This is a genomic window from Gemmatimonadales bacterium, from assembly GCA_019637315.1.
In the GTDB taxonomy this organism is placed as follows: domain Bacteria; phylum Gemmatimonadota; class Gemmatimonadetes; order Gemmatimonadales; family GWC2-71-9; genus SHZU01.
On the sequence record JAHBVU010000020.1, the window covers coordinates 1 to 19,852 of the forward strand.

18 protein-coding genes and 1 pseudogene are annotated in these 19,852 nt (G+C 64.9%); 11 read left to right on the top strand and 8 right to left on the bottom strand.

All coding sequences use genetic code 11. From position 1 onward, the window contains the following. Window positions 1–332 (bottom strand): helix-turn-helix domain-containing protein (locus tag KF785_14930; GenBank protein ID MBX3148057.1); only part of this gene is annotated, 332 nt, incomplete at its 3' end. Further along, window positions 329–679 carry a type II toxin-antitoxin system RelE/ParE family toxin gene (locus KF785_14935; protein MBX3148058.1) on the bottom strand — a complete coding sequence of 117 codons (351 nt, stop codon included), beginning with the start codon at window positions 677–679 and terminating at the stop codon, window positions 329–331. The genes KF785_14930 and KF785_14935, both read right to left, overlap by 4 nt. Before the next feature lie 195 nt (window positions 680–874). Here KF785_14935 and KF785_14940 point away from each other — a divergent pair, with 195 nt between their 5' ends. Beyond that, window positions 875–1,744: a phosphotransferase gene (locus KF785_14940; GenBank protein ID MBX3148059.1), complete on the top strand. Its 870-nt coding sequence runs from the start codon at window positions 875–877 to the stop codon at window positions 1,742–1,744. Between the two features lie 24 nt (window positions 1,745–1,768). On the opposite strand, the pseudogene KF785_14945 reads toward KF785_14940, so the two are convergent. The 3 genes and pseudogenes from KF785_14945 to KF785_14955 all read right to left on the bottom strand — a co-directional run bounded on the left by KF785_14945 (window position 1,769) and on the right by KF785_14955 (window position 3,630). Next, a pseudogene (locus tag KF785_14945) lies at window positions 1,769–2,741 on the bottom strand (IS110 family transposase). Window positions 2,742–3,067: 326 nt separating this feature from the next. Next, window positions 3,068–3,274, bottom strand: a complete 207-nt coding sequence (locus KF785_14950) for a Txe/YoeB family addiction module toxin (protein MBX3148060.1) — start codon at window positions 3,272–3,274, stop codon at window positions 3,068–3,070. A 68-nt stretch (window positions 3,275–3,342) separates the two neighbouring features. Next, window positions 3,343–3,630: a type II toxin-antitoxin system prevent-host-death family antitoxin gene (locus KF785_14955; GenBank protein MBX3148061.1), complete on the bottom strand. Its 288-nt coding sequence runs from the start codon at window positions 3,628–3,630 to the stop codon at window positions 3,343–3,345. Window positions 3,631–3,914: 284 nt separating this feature from the next. Here KF785_14955 and KF785_14960 point away from each other — a divergent pair, with 284 nt between their 5' ends. The 4 genes from KF785_14960 to KF785_14975 all read left to right on the top strand — a co-directional run bounded on the left by KF785_14960 (window position 3,915) and on the right by KF785_14975 (window position 6,589). Further along, window positions 3,915–4,100 (top strand): hypothetical protein, encoded by a 186-nt coding sequence (locus tag KF785_14960; protein ID MBX3148062.1) that lies wholly within the window; start codon window positions 3,915–3,917, stop codon window positions 4,098–4,100. Window positions 4,101–4,110: 10 nt separating this feature from the next. Then, a complete protein-coding gene (locus tag KF785_14965) occupies window positions 4,111–4,455 on the top strand; it encodes a hypothetical protein (GenBank protein ID MBX3148063.1) in 345 nt (114 codons plus the stop codon). Window positions 4,456–4,574: 119 nt separating this feature from the next. Further along, complete coding sequence (locus tag KF785_14970; GenBank protein MBX3148064.1) at window positions 4,575–5,225, top strand: hypothetical protein; 651 nt, start codon at window positions 4,575–4,577, stop codon at window positions 5,223–5,225. Next, window positions 5,210–6,589, top strand: coding sequence for a beta-lactamase family protein (locus KF785_14975; GenBank protein MBX3148065.1), 1,380 nt, complete (start codon window positions 5,210–5,212; stop codon window positions 6,587–6,589). Before KF785_14970 ends, KF785_14975 begins: the two co-directional genes overlap by 16 nt. Window positions 6,590–6,654: 65 nt before the next feature. Here KF785_14975 and ppc read toward each other — a convergent pair whose 3' ends face one another. Further along, window positions 6,655–9,318 (bottom strand): phosphoenolpyruvate carboxylase, encoded by a 2,664-nt coding sequence (gene ppc, locus KF785_14980; protein ID MBX3148066.1) that lies wholly within the window; start codon window positions 9,316–9,318, stop codon window positions 6,655–6,657. A gap of 202 nt (window positions 9,319–9,520) precedes the next feature. Here ppc and KF785_14985 point away from each other — a divergent pair, with 202 nt between their 5' ends. Beyond that, complete coding sequence (locus KF785_14985) at window positions 9,521–10,591, top strand: GNAT family N-acetyltransferase (protein ID MBX3148067.1); 1,071 nt, start codon at window positions 9,521–9,523, stop codon at window positions 10,589–10,591. A gap of 48 nt (window positions 10,592–10,639) precedes the next feature. Here KF785_14985 and KF785_14990 read toward each other — a convergent pair whose 3' ends face one another. After that, window positions 10,640–13,081: a response regulator gene (locus KF785_14990; protein ID MBX3148068.1), complete on the bottom strand. Its 2,442-nt coding sequence runs from the start codon at window positions 13,079–13,081 to the stop codon at window positions 10,640–10,642. 508 nt (window positions 13,082–13,589) lie between these two features. Between KF785_14990 and KF785_14995 the strand changes: the two genes are divergently transcribed. The 5 genes from KF785_14995 (at window position 13,590) to KF785_15015 (ending at window position 18,890) form a co-directional block, all read left to right on the top strand. Further along, window positions 13,590–14,774, top strand: coding sequence for an amidohydrolase family protein (locus tag KF785_14995; protein MBX3148069.1), 1,185 nt, complete (start codon window positions 13,590–13,592; stop codon window positions 14,772–14,774). 183 nt (window positions 14,775–14,957) lie between these two features. After that, a complete protein-coding gene (locus KF785_15000; protein ID MBX3148070.1) occupies window positions 14,958–16,670 on the top strand; it encodes a cation:proton antiporter in 1,713 nt (570 codons plus the stop codon). A gap of 180 nt (window positions 16,671–16,850) precedes the next feature. Beyond that, window positions 16,851–17,312: a hypothetical protein gene (locus KF785_15005; GenBank protein MBX3148071.1), complete on the top strand. Its 462-nt coding sequence runs from the start codon at window positions 16,851–16,853 to the stop codon at window positions 17,310–17,312. Between the two features lie 72 nt (window positions 17,313–17,384). Next, window positions 17,385–17,882 carry a cupin domain-containing protein gene (locus KF785_15010; protein MBX3148072.1) on the top strand — a complete coding sequence of 166 codons (498 nt, stop codon included), beginning with the start codon at window positions 17,385–17,387 and terminating at the stop codon, window positions 17,880–17,882. Between the two features lie 108 nt (window positions 17,883–17,990). Then, entirely contained in the window at window positions 17,991–18,890 is a 900-nt protein-coding gene (locus KF785_15015; GenBank protein ID MBX3148073.1) for a sulfite exporter TauE/SafE family protein, read from the top strand. 179 nt (window positions 18,891–19,069) lie between these two features. Here KF785_15015 and KF785_15020 read toward each other — a convergent pair whose 3' ends face one another. Next, window positions 19,070–19,429 (bottom strand): hypothetical protein, encoded by a 360-nt coding sequence (locus KF785_15020; protein MBX3148074.1) that lies wholly within the window; start codon window positions 19,427–19,429, stop codon window positions 19,070–19,072. Between the last annotated feature and the right edge of the window lie 423 nt (window positions 19,430–19,852).

Genomic DNA, 19,852 nt, shown 5'->3' on the forward strand with positions numbered 1-19,852 from the left:
ACGGCGACCCGGCGCTTTCGACGACGGGTCAACGATGAGCCGATCTCCCGGGGAGTTGCCCCCAGCGCCAGAAGCGAGCGCAGCAGCAAATCGATCGACACCGACGGGTCGCCCGCTTCCATCTTGGCCACCCGTGACTGGCTGGAACCCACGCGCTTCGCGAGGGCGGCCTGGGTCAGTCGTCGTGCCGTTCGCCGAGTGCGCAGCGCTTCCGCCAGCGACAGACGCAGTTCGACAAAGGCTGCCTCTTCGGGGCTCAGGCCCAGAAACTCCGCCGCCGTTCCGACCTGCCAGCCGTGCGCTTCCAGTCTGGTCCGCGTTGCCTTGTTCATGCGTCCTCCGAGTCCGCCATCAGCTGATCATAGCGCCGCAAGCGTCGGCGGCAGTTCGCGACAATCCCAGCCGGGGTTTGTGCCGTCTTCTTGCTGAACACCTCGGCAATCACAATGGCATCGGTATCCAGCCGATAGATGATTCGCCAGGTGGCCTGCTCGTCCGGGATGCGTAGTTCATGGCAGCGCGGCGCAATGCTGGGCATCGGTCGCGAGTGCGGCAGGCTCAGCTTCTCGCCCCGCTGCAAGCGGCGCAGTAGCACCCCGGCCTCGAGGCGGGCGGCTGCTGAGAAGGGCGGGGTTTTGACTTCCCCGCGAAGCCAGACGAGCGGTTTGTCCGCGCCCATAGGGGATAGTATGTCGAATGTGACATATCGTCAAGGCGCCGTCTAACGGGGGTTTGCAGCGGGCAGCCGGGCGGGCGTCCTCTTCCGAAGTCGCGGCCGCGCCCTCATGTTAGGTGTGGATGGCGCGGCCGCTCAGCTCCTCGAGCGGCCGCCGCTGAAACCCAAAGTCGTTAGGCGTCAACGTTGATAGACTCGATGAGCCCGGATGAACTGCATTCACGGTTGCACGAGCGTGTCTTGGCGTGGCGTGTCAGCGTCGAGGATGTAGTCCACACAGCCAGTTCCGTCGTCGCATTTGGTCGCCGCGATCGACAGCCAGTCGTCATCAAGCTTGCGAGGCCCTCCAGCGACGAATGGTGCTCGGGACAGGTGCTAGAGGCTTTCGCGGGCCGAGGTGTGGTTCGAGTGCTGGAATACACGAACGGCGCTGTGCTGCTTGAGCGGCTTCTGCCGGGGACAACCCTTGTGGATGCCGGCATCGAGGACAATGCCGCGATCGCGATCATCGCAGAGGTAGTCGGTCAGATGTCTCCCGATCCTCCACCGAGCACCGTGCCGACTATCCAAGTGTGGGGGGAAGGCTTCGAGCGGTATGCGGCGCTTGGCGGGTCCGAGATTCCTAAGCCGCTCGTAGAGGCAGCGCACCGAACCTATGGGGAACTATGTGCCTCCCAGGAGCATGTACGTCTGCTCCATGGCGATCTCCATCCTTCGAATGTGCTTCTTGATTCACAGCGAGGGTGGCTCGCAATCGACCCCAAGGGTGTTGTCGGCGAACTTGCATATGAAGTCGGAGCCGCACTCCGGAATCCTTGCGACCGTCCCGAGATTTTCGCTGCACCGAACACGCTCCGGAAGCGAGTCGATCATTTTGCACGCATACTACGGCTGGAGGCGACGCGCATTCTTGGGTGGGCGTTCGCTCAGGCGGTCCTCGCCGCCATCTGGGAGTTGGAAGACGACAGGAGTCTCACGACAGGCAAGGGTTGGCTTGCCTTCGCAAATACTGCTTATACGATGCTGGATCTAGATCACTCAAGCGGTTCGTGCCGCATTGACGCCTAACAAGCAACCGTGTCTCGCTCCGTGTTATCCGGGGGCGGTCGCCAGGTCGGCGTCGACCGTTCCCTGCCACGGTGTGCCATGCCGGATCATCGCGTTCAGGATCGTGAGCAGCTTCCGCATGCAGGCCATCAGCGCGACCATCGTGGGCTTGCCCGCCGCGCGAAGCCGGTGGTAAAACGCCCGCACGGGCGGGTTGTGCTGCGCCGCGGTCACCGCCGCCATGTACAGCGCGGTCCGCACCGGGGCGCGGCCGCCGGTCACCCGCCGCACGCCCCGCGCCGTGCCGCTGTCGCGGGCCATCGGTGCCACGCCGACCAACGCCGCAATCTGGCGTCGGGAGAGTGCCCCGAGCTCCGGCAAGTCCGCCAAGAGCGTGCGACTGAGGCCCGGGCCGACGCCAGGCATCGATTGCAACAGCGCGTCCTTCGCGCACCAGAGGGGACTGGCCGCAACGTGCGTCGCGACTGGTCGCATCGAGCGCCTGGAGACGGCGCGCCAGCCATTGGAGATGGCGGCGGAGATCCGCCTGCACAGCGCGCGGCGCGAGGTCCAGCCGATTCGTCTCGGCGGTCCGCATCTTCATCAGCTGGCGACGGCGGGTGAGCAAGGCGTCCAGCGCCTGGGTCGTCCGATCCGGCAGCGGCCGGGGCGCGGGGCGCACCTGCTCGCCGAACCGGGCGAGCACGGTCGCATCCAGTCGGTCCGTCTTCGCCAGCTGGCCAATCGCCCGCGCAAAGGCGCGCACTTGCCGTGGGTTCGCGATGACGACGGGCGGGCCCGCGGCCGCCAGCGCGGCGACCACGAGGCGTTCATAGCCGCCCGTCGCTTCGAGCACCACGCGCGCGGGGTGGCGGGCCTGGAGCTGGCGCACCAACCGGCGGACACCCGCGTCGGTATTGGCCGCCGTCCAGGGCGGCTCGCTCGGGAGCACTGCGACATCCAACGTGGCCTTGGCGACGTCAATGCCGACCACGACTCCTGCCGTTCCCTGCGTCATGGGAGCCTCCCTGTTGGGTGATCTCGCTGCGGCCCGTCCTTGCGTCATCCGGGGTGCCCCCGCTCAACCGTTCGGGCTCGTCTCGAGGCCCACCCGACGCCCTCGCTTGTTACCGGTCTCGGGACCCAGGTTTGCCCGGGCTGTCGGCTGGGTTGTGCAGAGAGCTTACTTCAAATTGGACATACAAGGGTTTGCAGCGGGCAGCCGGGCGCGGTTCCTCTTCCGAAGTCGCGGCCGCGCCCCCATGTTGGTTAGAGGATGGCGCGCCCGCTCAGCTCCCAGACGGCTGCCGCTGAAACCCAAAGTCGTTATGCCGTCGGCGCGGATCAGTAGTGATAGCGGGCCTGCAGAAACTCCACGCGATCGTCGAACACTTCATAGACGAGGCGGTCCGCTTCATTGATCCGGCGTGACCAGACATTGCCGCCAAGATGTTTGAGCGGTTCCGGTTTCCCGGGACCAGTGAAGGGATCCCGCAAGACCGCCTCCAGCAGATCGAACACGCGCAGGGCCGTTTTGCGGTTGGTGTCCACCCAGTAGCGGAGATCCTCCAGGCATTCATCCTGGAGGACGGCCCGGCGCCGGTGTGGAGACCGGCGGGTCAGGATGCCTCGCTCAGTCCGAGGTCCTGTCGAAGAGTCGCGAGGTCGCTCGCCTTGGTCCGGCCGCGTCGGCCGCGGGTCAAGGCGGCGAGCAATCGGGCCGCGTTCTGAGGCGATCGCAAGAGATAGGCAGTCTCCCGCAGGCTGGCCAATTCGTCGGCCGGAATGAGTGCCATGTCCTCGTGGCCACGGCGTTGAATGACGGCGGGCTCGCGCGAGCTCTCGACTTCGTCCCAGAGGGAGGCGAGGTTTTCACGGGCGTGGCTGTAGCTGGTCTTGACGGTCATCGGGCACCTCCTGTCTTGTACAGGACTATTGTACAATATGAGAGGATTGTCAAGGGCGGCATAACAGGGTTTGCAGCGGACAGCCGGGCGGGCCTCCGCTTCCGGAGTCGCGGCCGCGCCCCCATGTTAGTTGGAGGATGGCGCGGCCGCTCGGCTCCGTGCCGGCTGCCGCTGAAACCCAGAGTCGTTATGCCGCACGGCGTCGGTCACTTCCTCGCGAAGTTGCGAACCATCCGAGCCCCGGCTTACTTGAGAATGTCGTTATTCCGGACCGAGGGATTACCATGCCGAGTTCGCCGCAGCTGAAGCAACGCATTCTCGCCGCCGTCGATGATCTCCCCGCCGACGCGACGATCGAAGACGCCATTGAGCGGTTGATTTTCATCGCCCAAGTGGAGCGGGGCTTGGCCCAAGTCGAAGCCGGCCAGCTCATCCCCCATGAGGAGATTGTTAAGCGCTTCAGCCGGTGACCCGCCTTGATTGGACGCCCCAAGCGTCCGAGGTCTGTTCGAGACGCTCTACACCGATCCCCTTCGTCTCAAGGAGTTCCTTGCGGCAATGACCGGCATCAGCCATGGTGCCACCATGAAGATCGCCCGGGCGTACCCCTGGGCGAATCACCGAACCTTCGTCGATGTGGGCACTGCGCAGGGCGATCTGGCAGCTCAGATCGTGCTGGCCAGCCGACACCTGCGGGGCGTCGGATTCGACCTGCCGGAAGTGGCGCCAGTGTTCGAGGAGTACGTCGCAGCGGTCGGTGCCGCCGACCGAAACATGCTGATCGAGACGGCGGGCGGTTTCGACTATACCGGGCAGCCCGGATGAAAGAGGCGGGATTCTCCAGCACTCGCGTGGAGCCTCTCGTGGGGCCTACTCAACCGAACGATCAACATCCGGCCTCGGCGCCATCGAGGCGGTCCCACGAACACCTGTTCTTCTTGGGCATGGCCGTGCTCCTGCTCGCCACGGTGTTCGTAGGCTTTGCGTCCTCCTATTACCTCGCCGGGATGGTCAACGCGTCCCTACCGAGTCGAATCATTCACGTCCACGCGCTCGTGGCCACCGCTTGGATGCTGTTGTTTGCCGCGCAGGTGTCTCTGGCTTCCGCCCACGGCGTCGACCTGCATCGCCGCCTCGGGGTCATCGCTGTGCCACTGGCTTGCGCAATGGTCGTAACCGGTCTGATGGCTGGCGCAGATATTCTGAGGCGAGGCATTCCGCCAGGCCTCGAACATCTGCTCTTTCTCATCAACACCAATATGGTGCTGGTCTTCGCGGTGCTCATCGCGCTTGCCTACCGAATGCGAGGCGCTCCGCCCGCGCACAAGCGGCTGGTCGTGATGGCCCACGTCGCGCTCATGTTCGCAGGGTTCATTCGGTGGCCCGTCGAGTTCCTGTACCACAACATTCCCAGCGCCGCCCGCGCGCCCTACAGCTTCCTGCTCCTGATGGTTCTCTACGATCTCTGGAGCACGCGCAGGGTTCACCCTGTGACGCTGTGGGCCGGTGCCTTCCTCGTCTTCGTTTTCGAGGTCCAGTTCCTGGTAGCCGACACGATGGCTTGGCAAGCTTTCGCCGCATGGATCCGATCGTGACGCGCCGGACCCTCGTGCTTGTCATTGCGCTCTTCATCGTCGGCGCGTGCGGTGGCCAGGAGGGTGCGAAGACGGCGCGAGACGCTCAGGCGCTGCTTCGCGGTCTGCACGACGCAGGCAGTTTCGGCGGCGCGGTGATCCTGTCGCGCGACGGACGTATCGTGTACGAAGGGGCGTTCGGACGGGCGGATCGTACCCGCTCCTTCTCGCTCGACACCCCAGCGGACGGCGCATCGCTGGCAAAAACCGCAACCGCGGCCGCGATCTGGCGGCTCGTCGCCGCAGGCGCACTTGCGCTCGACGATCCGGTGCAACGATACGTCGCAGAGTTTCCCTATCCCGACGTGAGCATCCGGCATTTGCTCAGTCACACCGCGGGTCTGCCGGATTACGATCCCTTTCAGCCGGTGCTCGAGGGCGAACGACCGGTCGACAATCTCGAATTGCAGAACGTCATGCGGCGGCAATCGCCACGGCCGCTCTTTCCGCCCGGCTCGCAGTTCAGCTACTGCAACATCTGCTACGACACCCTGGCGCTGCTCATCGAACGGGTGACGCGCGCGTCCTATAGTGAGCACGTGGTAAAGGGAATGCTCGCCGAAGCAGGCGCGACGACAGCATTCTTGCGGCCGGCGCGCTTCGCCGATTGGCCTGGCGTGCGCACGCTCGGGTTCGACTCGAGCCGGCCCGATGCGGCCGTCTTCGACGTGTTCGACAACGAGGCCATCTATGGCGGTTCGAACATCTATTTCTCGGCGCGCGACCTGCACGCCTGGGCGCGTGCGTGGGCGGAGCGGCGTGCCGTGCCGGCGGACGTCTGGGATCAGGCGCTGGTGCCTGCGCGTATCGACGGGCACCCATCGGCAATGACGCTGTCCAGTTGGTACTGCGCGACGGATCGCCTGCGCTGCTACTACACCGGTCACCACCAGGGGTTCTTCAACCTCGTCTACTGGGATGCCGCGCGAAACGTGACCGCCGTGTTCGTCTCCAACAGCACCATCGCCCCGCCGCTGCATCCGTGGTTCATGCGAACGCTCATCGCGCTCGCGGAGGGGGGTGACGCCCTGCCAGCGCCAGCGGTTGCATCCGACAAGGACACGCAGGTCGACCTGGTCGCCGTGGCGGGGCGCTATCGTATCGAAGGCCTTGGCGAGGTTATGATCGACGCCGCGGGCGCCACGCCCGTTATGCAAGTCGGCGACGGGCCACGTTACCAGCTCTATCAGGTCGGCTACGGCTGGCTCTACGCGCCGGGCGTTGATGCCTACCTGACATTGCCGTTGCCTGTCGGAGAGACGCAGCCGCGCCTGTCCTGGAATTCGGTGTTCCTCTCGGGCGACGGTGCGCGCATTTCGCAGTGACTGTGTTCGGCGCTTGCTCGGGGAACCGGCCGGCGCCGTGAACGACTCGGTCACGGTCGGCGTCCCTAGCCGGTATTCCGCATCCCGGCAGCGACACCGTTTACCGTACTCAGGAAGGCCTCGAACAACGCCGGGTCCGCTCCCGGCTCGCGCAGCCGGCTCAACACCTCGGCCTGCACGAGATTGATCGGATCGACGTAGGGATTTCGTACGTCGATCGACCGCCGCAGCACCTGGTTCTCCTCCAGTAGATGCGTGTGACCGGTCACCTGCAGCAAGACACGCTCGGTGCGTGCCAGGTCCTCGCGCAACGCCACGCCGATCGGACGCAGGTGCGGCGGTACCAGCTCCGCGTCATAGACCGCCGCCACGTCCGGCGATGCCTTGGCCACAACCATCTCGATCAGGTCGAGGGTGGAACGAAAAAATGGCCAGCCCTGATACATGGCCCGGAGTTCCGCTGCGTGCCCAGCCTCGAGCGCCTGGTCGAGCGCGGCACCCACGCCGAGCCACGAAGCGAGCAGCAAGCGCGTCTGAGTCCAGGCGAAGACCCAGGGTATCGCACGCAGCGACTTCACTCCGCCCCCGGAACGCCGGCGCGCCGGGCGGCTTCCGGTTCGCAGCCGACCCAGCTCCGGCTCGGGGGTGGCCGCGCGGAAATAGTCGATGAACTCCGGCATGTCGTAAACGATGCTGCGAAAATGCGCCCGCGACGCGTCGGCAAGCGCCTGCATCCGCACCCGCCACGCCTCCGGCACCGGCGGCGACTCCAGCAGCGAGGCTTCCAGCGTGGCCGTCGTGTACACCTCCAAGGTGCGGTCGGCGATTGCCGGCAGCCCGAACTTGGCATCGACCATCTCACCCTGTTCGGTAACGCGGATGGTGCCGTTGATGGAGCCCGGCGGTTGGGACTGAATTGCCAAGTGTGTCGGACCTCCACCCCGGCCAACCGATCCACCACGACCGTGAAACAGGGTCAGCCGCACGCCATGCTGCCGCGCCACGGCGACCAATCGCTCCTGCGCAGCGTAAAGCTCCCATGCGGCGGCGAGGCGGCCGCCGTCTTTGGCAGAATCGGAGTAGCCGATCATCACCTCCAGGGCCGTGCCTACGCGCTGGCGATACCAGGGCAGCGACAGCAGCGCGTCCACCATCGTTGCGGCCTGCTGCAAATCGTTCACCGTCTCGAAAAGGGGCACCACCCGGAGCGGTGGCTCGAGTCCCGCCCCCTCCAGCAGCGCGATCACGGCAAGCACATCCGAGGGTTGTGCGGCCATGGAGATTACGTAAGCGCCCAGGGCATCGCGAGGAAGCGTCGCGGCGGTACGGACGGTGTCGAGTACGTCGTCGACATCGTTGCCGAACCTGGAGCCGGTCGCGAGGGCATCCGCGATGACCCGGGTCGCGCCGCTCAGCTCCCCGCGCAGAAACGCTTGCCGGGCCTGTTCGTCCCAGGCGCGGTAGGAGCCATGCCCGGCTGAAGCCGTGAGCGCATCGAGCGCCTCGGTATGGTGATCCGCGTCCTGTCGCAGGTCGAGCGGAGCAAGCCACATGCCGAGGCTCGGGATCCGTCGGAGAATGTCGAGCAGGCGCCCGTCGGCCACGCGCGCCGCGCCGGTTTGGTGCAGCGAGCGATAGCAGAGTTGGAGCGGTTCGGCCAGCTCTGCTGCGTCGGCATAGTCGCCGGCATCGGCGCTGTAGGGCGCCCCAGACGCCAGCAGGGCGCCCATGCGTTCGCGCATGGCAAGGAGGCGGGCGACCACGGGCTTGAGCAGCGCCCGGTACGGTTCCGGCGCGTCGCCCACCCTGCGGCGCAGCTCGTCGCTGGCCTTGTCCATCGAGAGCTCGCCCCGCAGGGCCGCGATCTCCTGGCGATACAGGTCGGCGGCCATCCAGCGTGCCAGCATCACGGCTTGCGCCGTCACCAGCGGGGTGACATTCGGGTTGCCATCGCGGTCGCCGCCGATCCAAGTGCCGAACCGGAGGGGTGCGGCATCCAGCGGCAGCTTCCTTCCGGTGGCGGCCTGCAGTGCACGGTCGAGTTCGCGCAGCGAGCGCGGCACCGCGTCCCAGAGGGTCCCTTCGAACGACACCAGCCCCCACTTGACCTCGTCAAACGGCGTCGGTGCCTCACGGCGGACTTCGTTGGTGAGCCAGAGGCTGGTCACCTCGGCCGCGAGAGCGCGGGTCAGCTCTTCCTGCTCCCCCGGGGTGAGGTCGGTGCGGTCGCGCTCGCCCAGGAGCTCGGCGATGCGCCGCTGAGTCCGCCTGACGGTGCGTCGCACCACTTCGGTCGGGTGCGCCGTGATGACCAGCTCGACGTGCAGCGATTGCACCGCCGCATGCAGCGCGTCGGGTGTTACCCCGGCGCCGAGGATCCGCCGGAAGCTCTCGACCAGCGAGCCCCGCTGCGGCGCCTGGTCTGGTGTGCGCAGGTAGTCACGCCGCCGGCGGATGCGGTGGTGCTGTTCGGCGATATTGGCCAGGCCGAGAAAATGGGCAAAGGCCCGGGCTACGGTGAGCGACTGGGGTGTGGAGAGCGCCTGCAGGGTGCGGGTCAGCTCCTCGCGCGCCACTCTGCCTCCGCGGGCGTCTTTGGCAAGGACGCGCACCCGTTCGACCGTCTCGAACAGCGCGTTCCCCTCCTGCTCGCGCAACGTGGCGCCGAGCAACTCGCCGAGGAGGCGGACGTCAGCATGAAGCGGGGCATGGGGAGAGGCGAGGGGCATGGCGGCTCGTCGAGGGTCGATTCGTACAACCAAACGGCGATCGATGGGCGCTGGCAAGCCCTCGAGCTACCCGGTGCGGAGCCGCTCGGCGGCGGCAGACACGCTGCCAAGCTTCGCGGCTCGGGACGCTCTTGCGCGAGCACCGGTCAAGAGACGAGCATTGAGAACGATCGCTCGAGCCTCAACGCTGGGGTGTCACGGTATGACGAACCTGAACCGACGCGACTTTGCTGCCATCGGCCTCTCGACGCTCTGGGCCGGGCGCATACCGGGTGCAACCTATCAACTCCGGACGGACCATCGAGCCGACCTCGTCATTCGGCCGTTCAGATCGAACGACGCGGAGGCCGTTGGTCGCCTCGTCGACGCCGAGTACCTGAACGATGCCGACCGCGCGAGTAGTTTGCACGCGATCAACCGGGGCCTGCACCTTCCGTCAGGGCGGAACAACGGCTGGCGGACGACTCTGGTAGCTGAGCAGGACGGGACCGTAGTCGGGGTGGGTTCCTCGAGTGCGTTTGCCCTCGGCCGGAACGCACGAACACACACGATCGTCGCGCCATCACACCGGCGGCAGGGGATCGGCACGCGTCTGTATCAGGAAATTGCTCCTCTCGTACGTGCGCAGGGACGAACGCCGGTCGCGTCGATTGCTGGTCGTGAAGGTGTCGCATTTCGTTTCGCCTCGTCCTGCGGCATGCGACCGCTGATGCGGTCGCGCCAGCTCACGCTGGACCTCACCTCTTGGGCGGTCGACCTCTGGTGCAGGCATGCCATCGAACAGGCAAGCCCGTACGCCCTGGTGCCCAGCTCGCAGGTTACGCCCGACGTGTTCTTCGGTGCGCTCGGCGCGGCCTACCACTACATGCATGAGCGATGGTCGGACATCCAGGTCGAGACGCCGGCTCAGTCTCGGGCCACCTGGCAGGCGCGCGTCAGCGAAACCTCCGGTGTCGTGGCACTCGAAGGCCAGCGCGCGGTAGGGGTCGGCAATTACTTCGCCAACCGTGCCGTCGAGGGCGGGGTCGTGGTGTTCCCGACCGGCGTTTGTCGCGCGCTGCCTTCATTGGATCACGAGCGCGCCCTGACTGCCCGGTTGCTCGGTGACCGACTGCTTGCTGCGCGCACGGCAGGGAATCGCGAGGCCATTCTCGAGTTCGACGACGACGATGGCCGCTTGCTGTCGGTCATGGCCAGCATCCCGGTTTCGAGCATCAACGAATCATTCACGCTGACGGCAGGGCTGACGAGCCACTGGCCCAACCGCCCGTAGCGTTTCCGTTCGGGCCGGAGCGAAGCGGTCGCGGCAAGACAGGACGCTTCACCCGCTTCCGTTGCGGGGAAGGAGGTCGTGGATTGCCTGGACCAGCACATCGACCGCGAACGGCTTGTCCAGGAAGGTGATGCCGGCGAGGGTCTCCTTCGGAAGGATCTCTTCTCCGGCGTAACCGGACATGAGCACGATGGCCAGATCTGGGTGGATGGCGCGAAGGCTGCGAACCAGCTCGGAGCCAGAGACCAGTGGCATCACGACATCGCTGACGAGAACGTCGGGAAGGCTGTCCTGGGCCAGGCGAATCGCCTCTTCACCGTTTGATGCCGTGACCACCTCGGCGCCAGCTCGGCGGAGGACTTTGGTCAGCACAGTTCGCAACTGGATCTGGTCCTCGACTAACAGGACCCGAACCCCGTCCAGACGGGTGGCGACGGCGGTGGCGGCGGCCGGAGCGGGCGCGTCGGTGGGCTCCTCTGTCGTCCAGGCGGGAAGGCAGACGGTGAAAACGCTGCCCACACCGGGTGCGCTTTCGATCGACACGGATCCGCCCATTTCCTCGGCGAGGTACTTGACGGTGTTCAGGCCGATCCCGGTGCCGTGGTCCTTGGTCGTATAGAAGGCATCGAAGATCCGCGGCTGGATCTGCTCGGGGATTCCCACCCCGTCGTCGCGAATGACGAGCCGCACTTGTTCTCCGGGACCGGGCTCCACCTGCACCTCCACCACACCGCTCCGCCCGGTCGCCTCCACCGCATCGCGGGCATTCACCACCAGGTTGAACAACACCTGCTCGAACTGATGGGGCGACATGCGCACGTCCGGAACTCCTTCCTCCAGATGGAAGGTAAGTTCGCATCCTGGTCCGACCAGGCGCCGCAGCAACGAGGCCATTTCGGTAATCGCGACGGCCGGATTGAAGGTACGCGGTTCTCCTTGCGACCGTTTGGTGAAGTCGAGGAGGCGCCGAATCAGCGCAGCAGCCCGTCGGCTGGTCTGACCGAGGAGATCCAGATCTGCGAGGGCCTCGTGGTTGCCGCGCAACTCATGGCGCAGCAGGTCCGCCTGGATGTCGATGACGGCGAGCAGGTTGTTGAAGTCGTGCGCGATCCCACCAGAGACCCGCCCCACGACCTCCAGTTTCTGCGCCTCGGCGAGCTGGGCCTGAAGGAGGAGGCGGTCGCTGATGTCGCGCAGGACGACGGTGCTGCGCATTTCTCCGGAATCGGCCTCGTAGGTGCGGCTCGTGACCTCGCAGGGAACTCGGTGGCCCGCCTTGTGGATCCACGACAGTTCGCCGGTGAATTCCCCGGTCTCGGCCCGGCGCACCAGGCCATCGCGCCATCGAGGGTCGGCGTCGTCCTGTACGAGCGAACGTCCTCCCGCCAGAAGTTCCGCCTCCGTATACCCGAGAATCCTGCATGCAGCGGGGTTGGCCGCGAGGATCTCGCCCGTGGGCTTGCCGAGAATGATGCCGTCGAGCGCCTGCATGAACAGCTGGTGATATCTGTCCTCGGCCTCGGCGATCGTGAGGGTGCGGAGGCGCTGCGCATTGTAGTGGCCCGACAGCAGCGCGCTGACTCTGACGCAGAACGATGCGAACGCGTCATCCCAGTACAACATCGGGTGCGTACCGAGCACGGTGATCCCGTCGGACTCCGCTCCGTTTCCCGCGAAGGGGATGATCGCGACGTGGCTCGCGCCGCAGGTGTCACTGGCGAGCCTGAGCCCCGGGACGTCCGCGATCGGGCACCGCACGGGTCGCTCCGGGGTACTGTCGCGACACAACAGCAGGAGTGCCGCTACCCACTCGTCGATGTCTTCCTGCGCTGGTCCGATGAAGCCGCTCGTGCTCGCGATCGTCCAATCGGCGCCGCTCCGAACCACCACCAGGTGGCAAGGGACGTCGGCGGCGTCGGTCAGGGCGCGAGCGGCGCGGGCCACTGCGTCAGCCGGAGTCGCCGGAGCGACCGGCTCCGCCATGGTTGCCAGCAGGGTCTCGCGGCGGGACGCCAGGACCTCGAGGGTCGTTTCCACTGCTGCGGACAGCACTCCGACGACCTTGCCGGCACTGTCCCGCAGCGGAGAATAGGAGAAGGTGAAGTAGCGCGCCTCCAGAAAGCCCCGTCGCGCGAGGGGGAGCAGGGCATTCTCCATCATGACGGCGCGGCCGCTCCGGTACACTTCATCCAGGATTGGGCCGACGTACCCCCAGAGTTCCCGGAAGGCATCGGGGCCGGTCTGCCACACCGCGGGGTGCTTGTCCCCGAGGATCGGGATATAGCCGTCGTTGTAGATGAGGTGGAAGTCAGGCCCCCATCCGAGCATCATTGGGATACGTGCATCCAGCGCCAGGTGAACCTGGGCCCGAAGGTCGGCCGGCCACTGGTCCGGCGGCCCGATTGCCGTGGACGTCCAATCGAACGCATCGAGCACCCCGGCCATCTCAGCGGCTTGTGGGAAGCGATGCGGGGCCTGGGATGGAGCCATGGCGGTGAGGGATCAGAGGTGGATACACACGCGGAACAGTGAGTCGAACGCGCATGTCGCCCCGAGAATGTACGTCATCCGCCGAGATGCCGCTTGCAGGGCGGGGTCCGGGGGGGCCTGGCCCTGAAGCCGAGCGGAGTCAGCTTGTGCGCATGGCCATGATTCTTGCCGTTGTCACCCTTTCGCTGCTGCTCGGCGCATTGGGGTTCTGCTCGCCATCAGCCCGGGCGAGCCACGGGTTTGTGAGTTCTGGAGCGAGTTTGCTCCGATCCCGGGGCAGAAGGCGCCCGTCGTGCGCGGCAGACGGGAATCGAAACTCGTACCGAAGGCGGAACGCATGATTCGCAAGGGATGGAGACGCCTCACGCTGCTCCTCATGCTCGCCACCGTCTCATGTGGCAGCCCTCGATTGCCGATCACGGTAGCGATCGTGAATGTCACGGTAATCGATGAAATGGGGCCGCGGCCTCACCAGACCGTGCTTATCTCGCATGACAGGATCGTACGCGTGGAGACGGGCCCGGACGCCGCAGTCCCGGAAGCTGCGGAGGTCGTCGACGGCACGGGGAGATATCTGATTCCAGGGCTCTGGGACATGCACACGCACGTCACCATGTTCGGCTCCGGGTCCGAGGCACTGGCTCTCTATGTGGCCAATGGGGTAACGGGGATCCGCGACATGGGAGCGGTGCGATTGGCGGAGGCCAAGGCACTGCGCGACGGGATTGCGGACGGGCGGGTCGTGGGACCACGAATGTTCATTGCCACTCCAATCGTGGAGAACGCTGCTTGGCTTGCGGCAGCTCGGGACTTGTATGACAAGGCCGGAGCATCGACGGAGTGGGCGCAGGAGCGCTTTGGGCCCCGTACTTCCGAGGAAGCGGTCCGATGGCTGGACTCGATTGTGACGTTTGGGGTGGACCACCTGAAGATCCGGAGCTGGCCGGAGCGGGAGGTCGCGACTGCCTTGATTGTGCGGGCCCGAGAGCATGGGCTGCCCGTGGCCGCCCACGCCAACTGGCCCTTCCCGCCGGAGGGCCTGGCAAGCGTCGAGCACGGGCTGTGGCCACCGCATGAAGTCTCCGACACGGCGCGGAGGACGCTATGGGAGCTCCTCAAGACACACAACGTCACTTTCGTCACCACTCTCACGTACTGGCCAGGGCGGCTCTCTCCCGTTGATGCGCTGATCGACGACCTCCATCCTGAACGGAATCCGGCGGTTCGGTACGTGCCGCGGGGGACCCGTGAGGCATGGCGCGGCGACCTGGAAGCACGGAGAGGGGAGTCTCCGATGGATTGGTCTGCTGCCTATCAGGCGGAGCTTCGTAACCTCAAAGAGATGCGGGCGGCGGGTGTAACGATCATGCCTGGCTCCGATCCCGGTTCACAGCACTCGCTACCTGGGTTTGGTCTCCACGAGGAGCTTGCACTTCTAGTCGAGTTGGGAGGTATCCCGCCACTCGAGGCACTTCGAGCCGCCACGAACGCGCCGGCTCGTTTCCTCGGTGTCGAGGATTCGCTTGGGTCAGTAAGTCCAGGACAGCTGGCCAACCTGGTCCTCCTCAATGCGAACCCACTGGACGACATTCGCCACACGCGGCAAATCCATGCCGTGGTGCTGCAGGGAATCCTGCTGGATCGAGAGAGACTCGACCGCCTCTTGCTCGAGGTGGAACGTGCGGCCCGGTGACGTCATGGTGGGTTCGCATCTCGTCGGATCTCGGACCATCACCGACGTCTATCCGGCCTGTCCCCGAGCTATTCCGGTTTGCCAGGTTGCGGTCCTGTACCCATGTTGTTCGGGATGGCATGGCCGCTCCGTTTCGCGAGCGGTCGTAGGTGCCCAGAGTCGCTAGCACCTCACGGTAACCAGATGATGTCGTATCTCGCACAGATCCTCATACTGCTGGCCATGGCAACAGCCGTCGTGGTTGCCTTTCAGCGACTCCACATCCCGACGAGTCTGGGATATCTGCTGGTTGGTGTGATCCTCGGGCCGCACACGCTGGGGCCGACGGTTTCGATACCCGCGATCGGGACCCTGGCCGAGTTCGGCGTTGTCTTCCTGCTGTTTACCATCGGGCTGAACTTCTCCCTGCCGCAGTTGCAAACGCTGCGGCACCAGGTCTTCGGACTGGGAACCGGGCAGGTCGTATTCACAACCCTGCTGGTTGGAGTCATCGTGTGGCTCACCGGGCAGCCTGTTGCCGTCGCATTCGTATTCGGTGCGGTCTTCGCTCAGTCATCGACCACCATCATTGCGAGTCTCCTGAAGGAGCGGGGTGAGGAGAATACCCAGCACGGCCGCCTCGGACTCGCGATGTCTGTATTTCAGGACGTCACCGCAGTCCCGTTTCTCGTCGTCATACCCGTGTTGGGCACGTCGGTCGCTGCGGGGGTACTGGCCGCCACGCTCGGTTGGGCGATTGCGAAGGCCGTTTTCGCGTTCGTACTGGTGTTCATTGTCGGTCGCTGGCTGCTGCGGCCGCTCTTCCACTCGATCTCGGAGCGCCGATCTCTCGAAGTATTTACGCTGGCTGTCCTGCTGATCGCCCTGCTCGCGGCCTGGACCACGAGCAGCCTCGGGCTTTCGCTGGCGCTGGGCGGCTTCCTTGCCGGGATGATGTTGGGAGAAACGGAGTTCCGCCACCAGGTGGAATCCAGTATACGCCCATTCCGTGATGTTCTGCTCGGTTTGTTCTTCATCGGGATAGGCATGCGCTTCGACCCGGGTGCGATACCTCCGATCTGGCATTGGGCTCTACTCGGCGCGCTGCTCATTCTGGCAAGCAAGACGCTGATTGTCGCCGCGATGGTGCGCAGGTCGGGGGTGTACGCCCCAGTTGCCTGGCGCACCGGCTTGCTGTTGAGCGTGGGTGGTGAGTTCGGTCTTGCCCTGATTGCCATCGCGTCGGATTCAAACGTAATCGGCATGCCACTGGGCCAGATTGCGATAACCTCAGTGCTGCTTGCCATGGTCGGCGGCGCCGTTCTGATTCGCTTCAACGGTGCAATCGCCTCCCGGCTGGTCAGGGCCCCGCGTGCTGAGGCGCCCACGAGGCCTGAGTTACCGGAAACGCTGGAACAGCAGGTCGTGATCGGTGGTTATGGCCGCGTAGGTCACACCGTCGCTGTGCTGCTGCATTCACACGGTATTCCATTCCTCGCGTTCGATACCGATCCGAATCGGGTTGCACAAGGAAGAGCGGATGGTCATCGAGTGTACTTCGGCGACATCTCCGATTCGGGATTGCTGGCAGCCATCCATGTTGAGCGTGCATCGCTGGTCATCTTTGCCACCGACGGTTCGACCACAGCCTTGCGTGCTCTTGCGTACCTGCATAGGTCCTGTCCGCAGGTACCTGTTGTTGCGAGAGCACGGGATCTCGCAACGAGTGCGCAGCTGCTTCAGGCCGGCGCGGTACACGCATATCCCGAAACCATCGAAGCGAGCCTGCGTCTCGGTGCGACGGCGCTGCAGATACTTCGCGTGCCGGCGGCCGAGATCGATCAGATCATCCAGAGCGTGCGGGATCGGGGCTACAGGCCCGTGTTGGAAGGTGAACCGGAGCAGGGTGATCGTTGACGAACGTGTTGGCACAAGCGAGTACCTAGCGGTCGATCGTCGTGAAGTCGCGCAAGTGCTCCAGTCGCGGAATGCGCGGAACCACGGCTCAGCTCCTGTCTTGACTCTTCCGTCGTTCCTGTGGCAGCTTGATTGTCGTGAGCAGCTCGAGTAACGCGTTGCTGCCTCTCAGGAGATCATATGGATGAGAAATCGCTCTTCTCTGGATTCTGGACCCAGGAGTCGAGGACCACTCGTAACGTACTGGCGAGGATACCTGAAGGGTCTTACTACCGTCCCGATCCCAAGTCGCGCACAGCACAGGAGATTGCCTGGCAAATCGTATGTGAAGAGAGGATGATCATCGACACCCTCGAAACCGGCAAGTTCGAATGGTCACCGCTTGCTATGCCCGCGACGATGCGGGAGGTGCTCGAGGCGTACGACAATCACAGTGCCGGCATGGCCCAGCGATGGAACGCTCTCCCGTCAGAGCGGTGGGAGGGCTCGCTCGAGTTCCTCGGTCGAGAACGGCCTGCCGCGCCGATGGCCTGGAGCTTTCTCTTCGACATTGTGCATCATCGCGGTCAGATCACGACGTACCTGCGGCCGATGGGATCAACGGTGCCCCAGATTTACGGACCGAGCGCCGACGAGCCATGAGCCTATCGCGAATCGGCTGCGCCTCGTACGACCAGTCGTGATGAACGCTCTCACCCTTGAGAAGGCGGCAGCATGAGATCGGAGCTCAACAAAGCGCGCGTTCTCGGCCTGACAGATGGCGAGTACGCCGGACAGCCTGGGGTGCTGCATGATCGGTTCCTCATCACCGGCCAGGAAACCAGTGGGCGCTTTGCCTTGGTGGAGCATCTGCTGCCTCCGCGGGCGCTTGCGGCGCCGTTGCACAGACACAGCAACGAGGACGAGTACAGCTTCGTGCTCGAAGGCACCGTCGGCGCACTGCTCGGTGAGGAGGAGGTGTACGGCAAGGCAGGGGAACTCATCTTCAAGCCCCGGGGTCAGTGGCATACGTTCTGGAATGCTGGGGATACCCCAGCCCGCATTCTCGAGATCATCTCTCCTGGTGGTTTCGAGCAGGCGTTTCGCGACCTGGACGCACTCGGCGGCAACCTGACCCCTGAAGCGGTTGCGGCCATCGCCCAGCGCTACGCGGTGGACGTGGATTTCGAGGGTACCGGCCCTATCGCCGAGCGGCACGGCTTGTCGATGTAGGGTGGCTCACGAGATCACCGCTGGCCATCACACCACGACGTTCGTACCTGGGGATATCCCCGGGTTGCTGCAATCTCGTCTTCATTCCTACTTGAGGCTGCGCGATCGATGACGGATCCAAAATACGTGCTGTTGCTCGCGCTGGTCGCGGTCACGATCGGCTTCACGTACGTCTGGGTCACGGCGGTTCGGCGGGCGCATGGGTCCTTCACCTTCCCGGCCGCTCGGCAGCTGCTGGTGGGCGCCGTAACCAATTTCTTCGACACCTTGGGTATCGGGTCGTTTGCGCCGACCACGGCGTGGTTTCGCTTTACTCGCTCCGTTCCGGACGAGAAGATCCCCGGCACGCTCAATGTAGGCCATACCCTCCCAACCATCGCGCAGGCGCTGATCTACATCCAGATCGTCGAGGTGGAGTTTACCACGATGGCCGTTCTCATCCTGGCGGCGGTCGTCGGGTCGTGGACCGGTGCCGGATTCGTGGTGCGATGGCCTCGGCGACGGATCCAGTGGGGTATGGGCATTGCGCTACTGGTCGCTGCCGTGCTCTTCCTGATGCGGAACCTCGATCTCGGACCAGGTGGCGGGACGGCGCTGGAACTGCGCGGCACCCTGCTTGGGATCGGAATCGTCGGGAACTTCGTGCTTGGTGCGCTGATGACACTGGGTATCGGACTCTACGCCCCGTGCCTGATCATGATCAGTCTGCTGGGCATGAACCCCATTGCCGCCTTTCCGATCATGATGGGGTCGTGCGCGTTCCTGATGCCGATTGCCAGCCTCCGATTCATCCGGGTCGATCGGTACGAGATCCGGTCGGCGGTAGGCCTCGCCGTCGGCGGCATCCCCGCCGTGCTCCTCGCTGCCTACATCGTCAAATCGCTGCCACTCACGGCGCTGCGCTGGCTGGTGATGATCGTCGTGCTCTACGCAGCGATCACGATGCTGCGGGCGGCTGCGCGCGCGGAACCCGAAAGTGATACGGCAGGCCCCCCCACGAACGAATGAACGAGGGTCCTGCCCGACCAGTGGCATATCGGGCGGCTGCGCGCGGCCTTGCGGGAGTCGACGCGCCCGCTCTTGGATACGAATGCGTACAGTGGCGGCGTCGGAGAGGGCCACCCTTGTCGTATCCGACGCCAGGGGAGTTGAACGGTCAGGGACACTCCAGGGCGCGAGATCCGCTCTCACGCTCCCGGGAGTTCGACCTGCGGAAAGAGCGTTCGGATCGTTCGCCGGGGTTGGGGCATGATCATCTCCACCTTCTTGTCCGCCGGAACAAAGATCACGATCCAGAATATCTCCGGTATCTGAGCATGACGCGATGCACGAACATAGACCTTGGCGCCGCCACCCTCGGGATGATCGAACATCTGCTCCCCGATCACCGCTACTTCGGGGCCCATGTCCCGTAAAATTGCATTACCGGCCTCGCGTAAGCCACGCGGGCTTTCGAACATCTCACGCAGCGTTGATCCGGCATGTGGCCAGACCTGCTCCGCATTCGCGGTGAGATACCAGGTCAGGACCTGGCGTGGCAACGCCATGCCGTCCCTGGCGTTCGTTTGCGCAGCAAGCTTATGGCTTGACGGCATGGCCGAGATGATAGCCGCGCATAGTACGGCGCCTGAAAGTCGGAGCGCTGTCGAAGGTCGCATGGGGGGATCCTGTGAAGTCGGAGATAGTCTCGGGGTCCCGCAGAGCCCAGAGACCGGCGTTCGACTAACGTCGCTCCTCGCCGTACGTGCGTCAAGAGAAGTTCCGGTCGAATGGGCGCCAGGCAGACTCCGGCGGGCTCGCGATACAGGTCTGCCGCGGTCGCGTCCCCCTTCCGGAGAGTCGGCGGTGCCGTCATGTTGGAGGAACATCTGCGAAAGCGATGGACTCAGGGGTTCGACTGGTGGTTCCTGCACTCGAGGTGTTGACATGAAAGACCGCAATCCTGGTCGACAACCCGGTCCGGTTCGGCG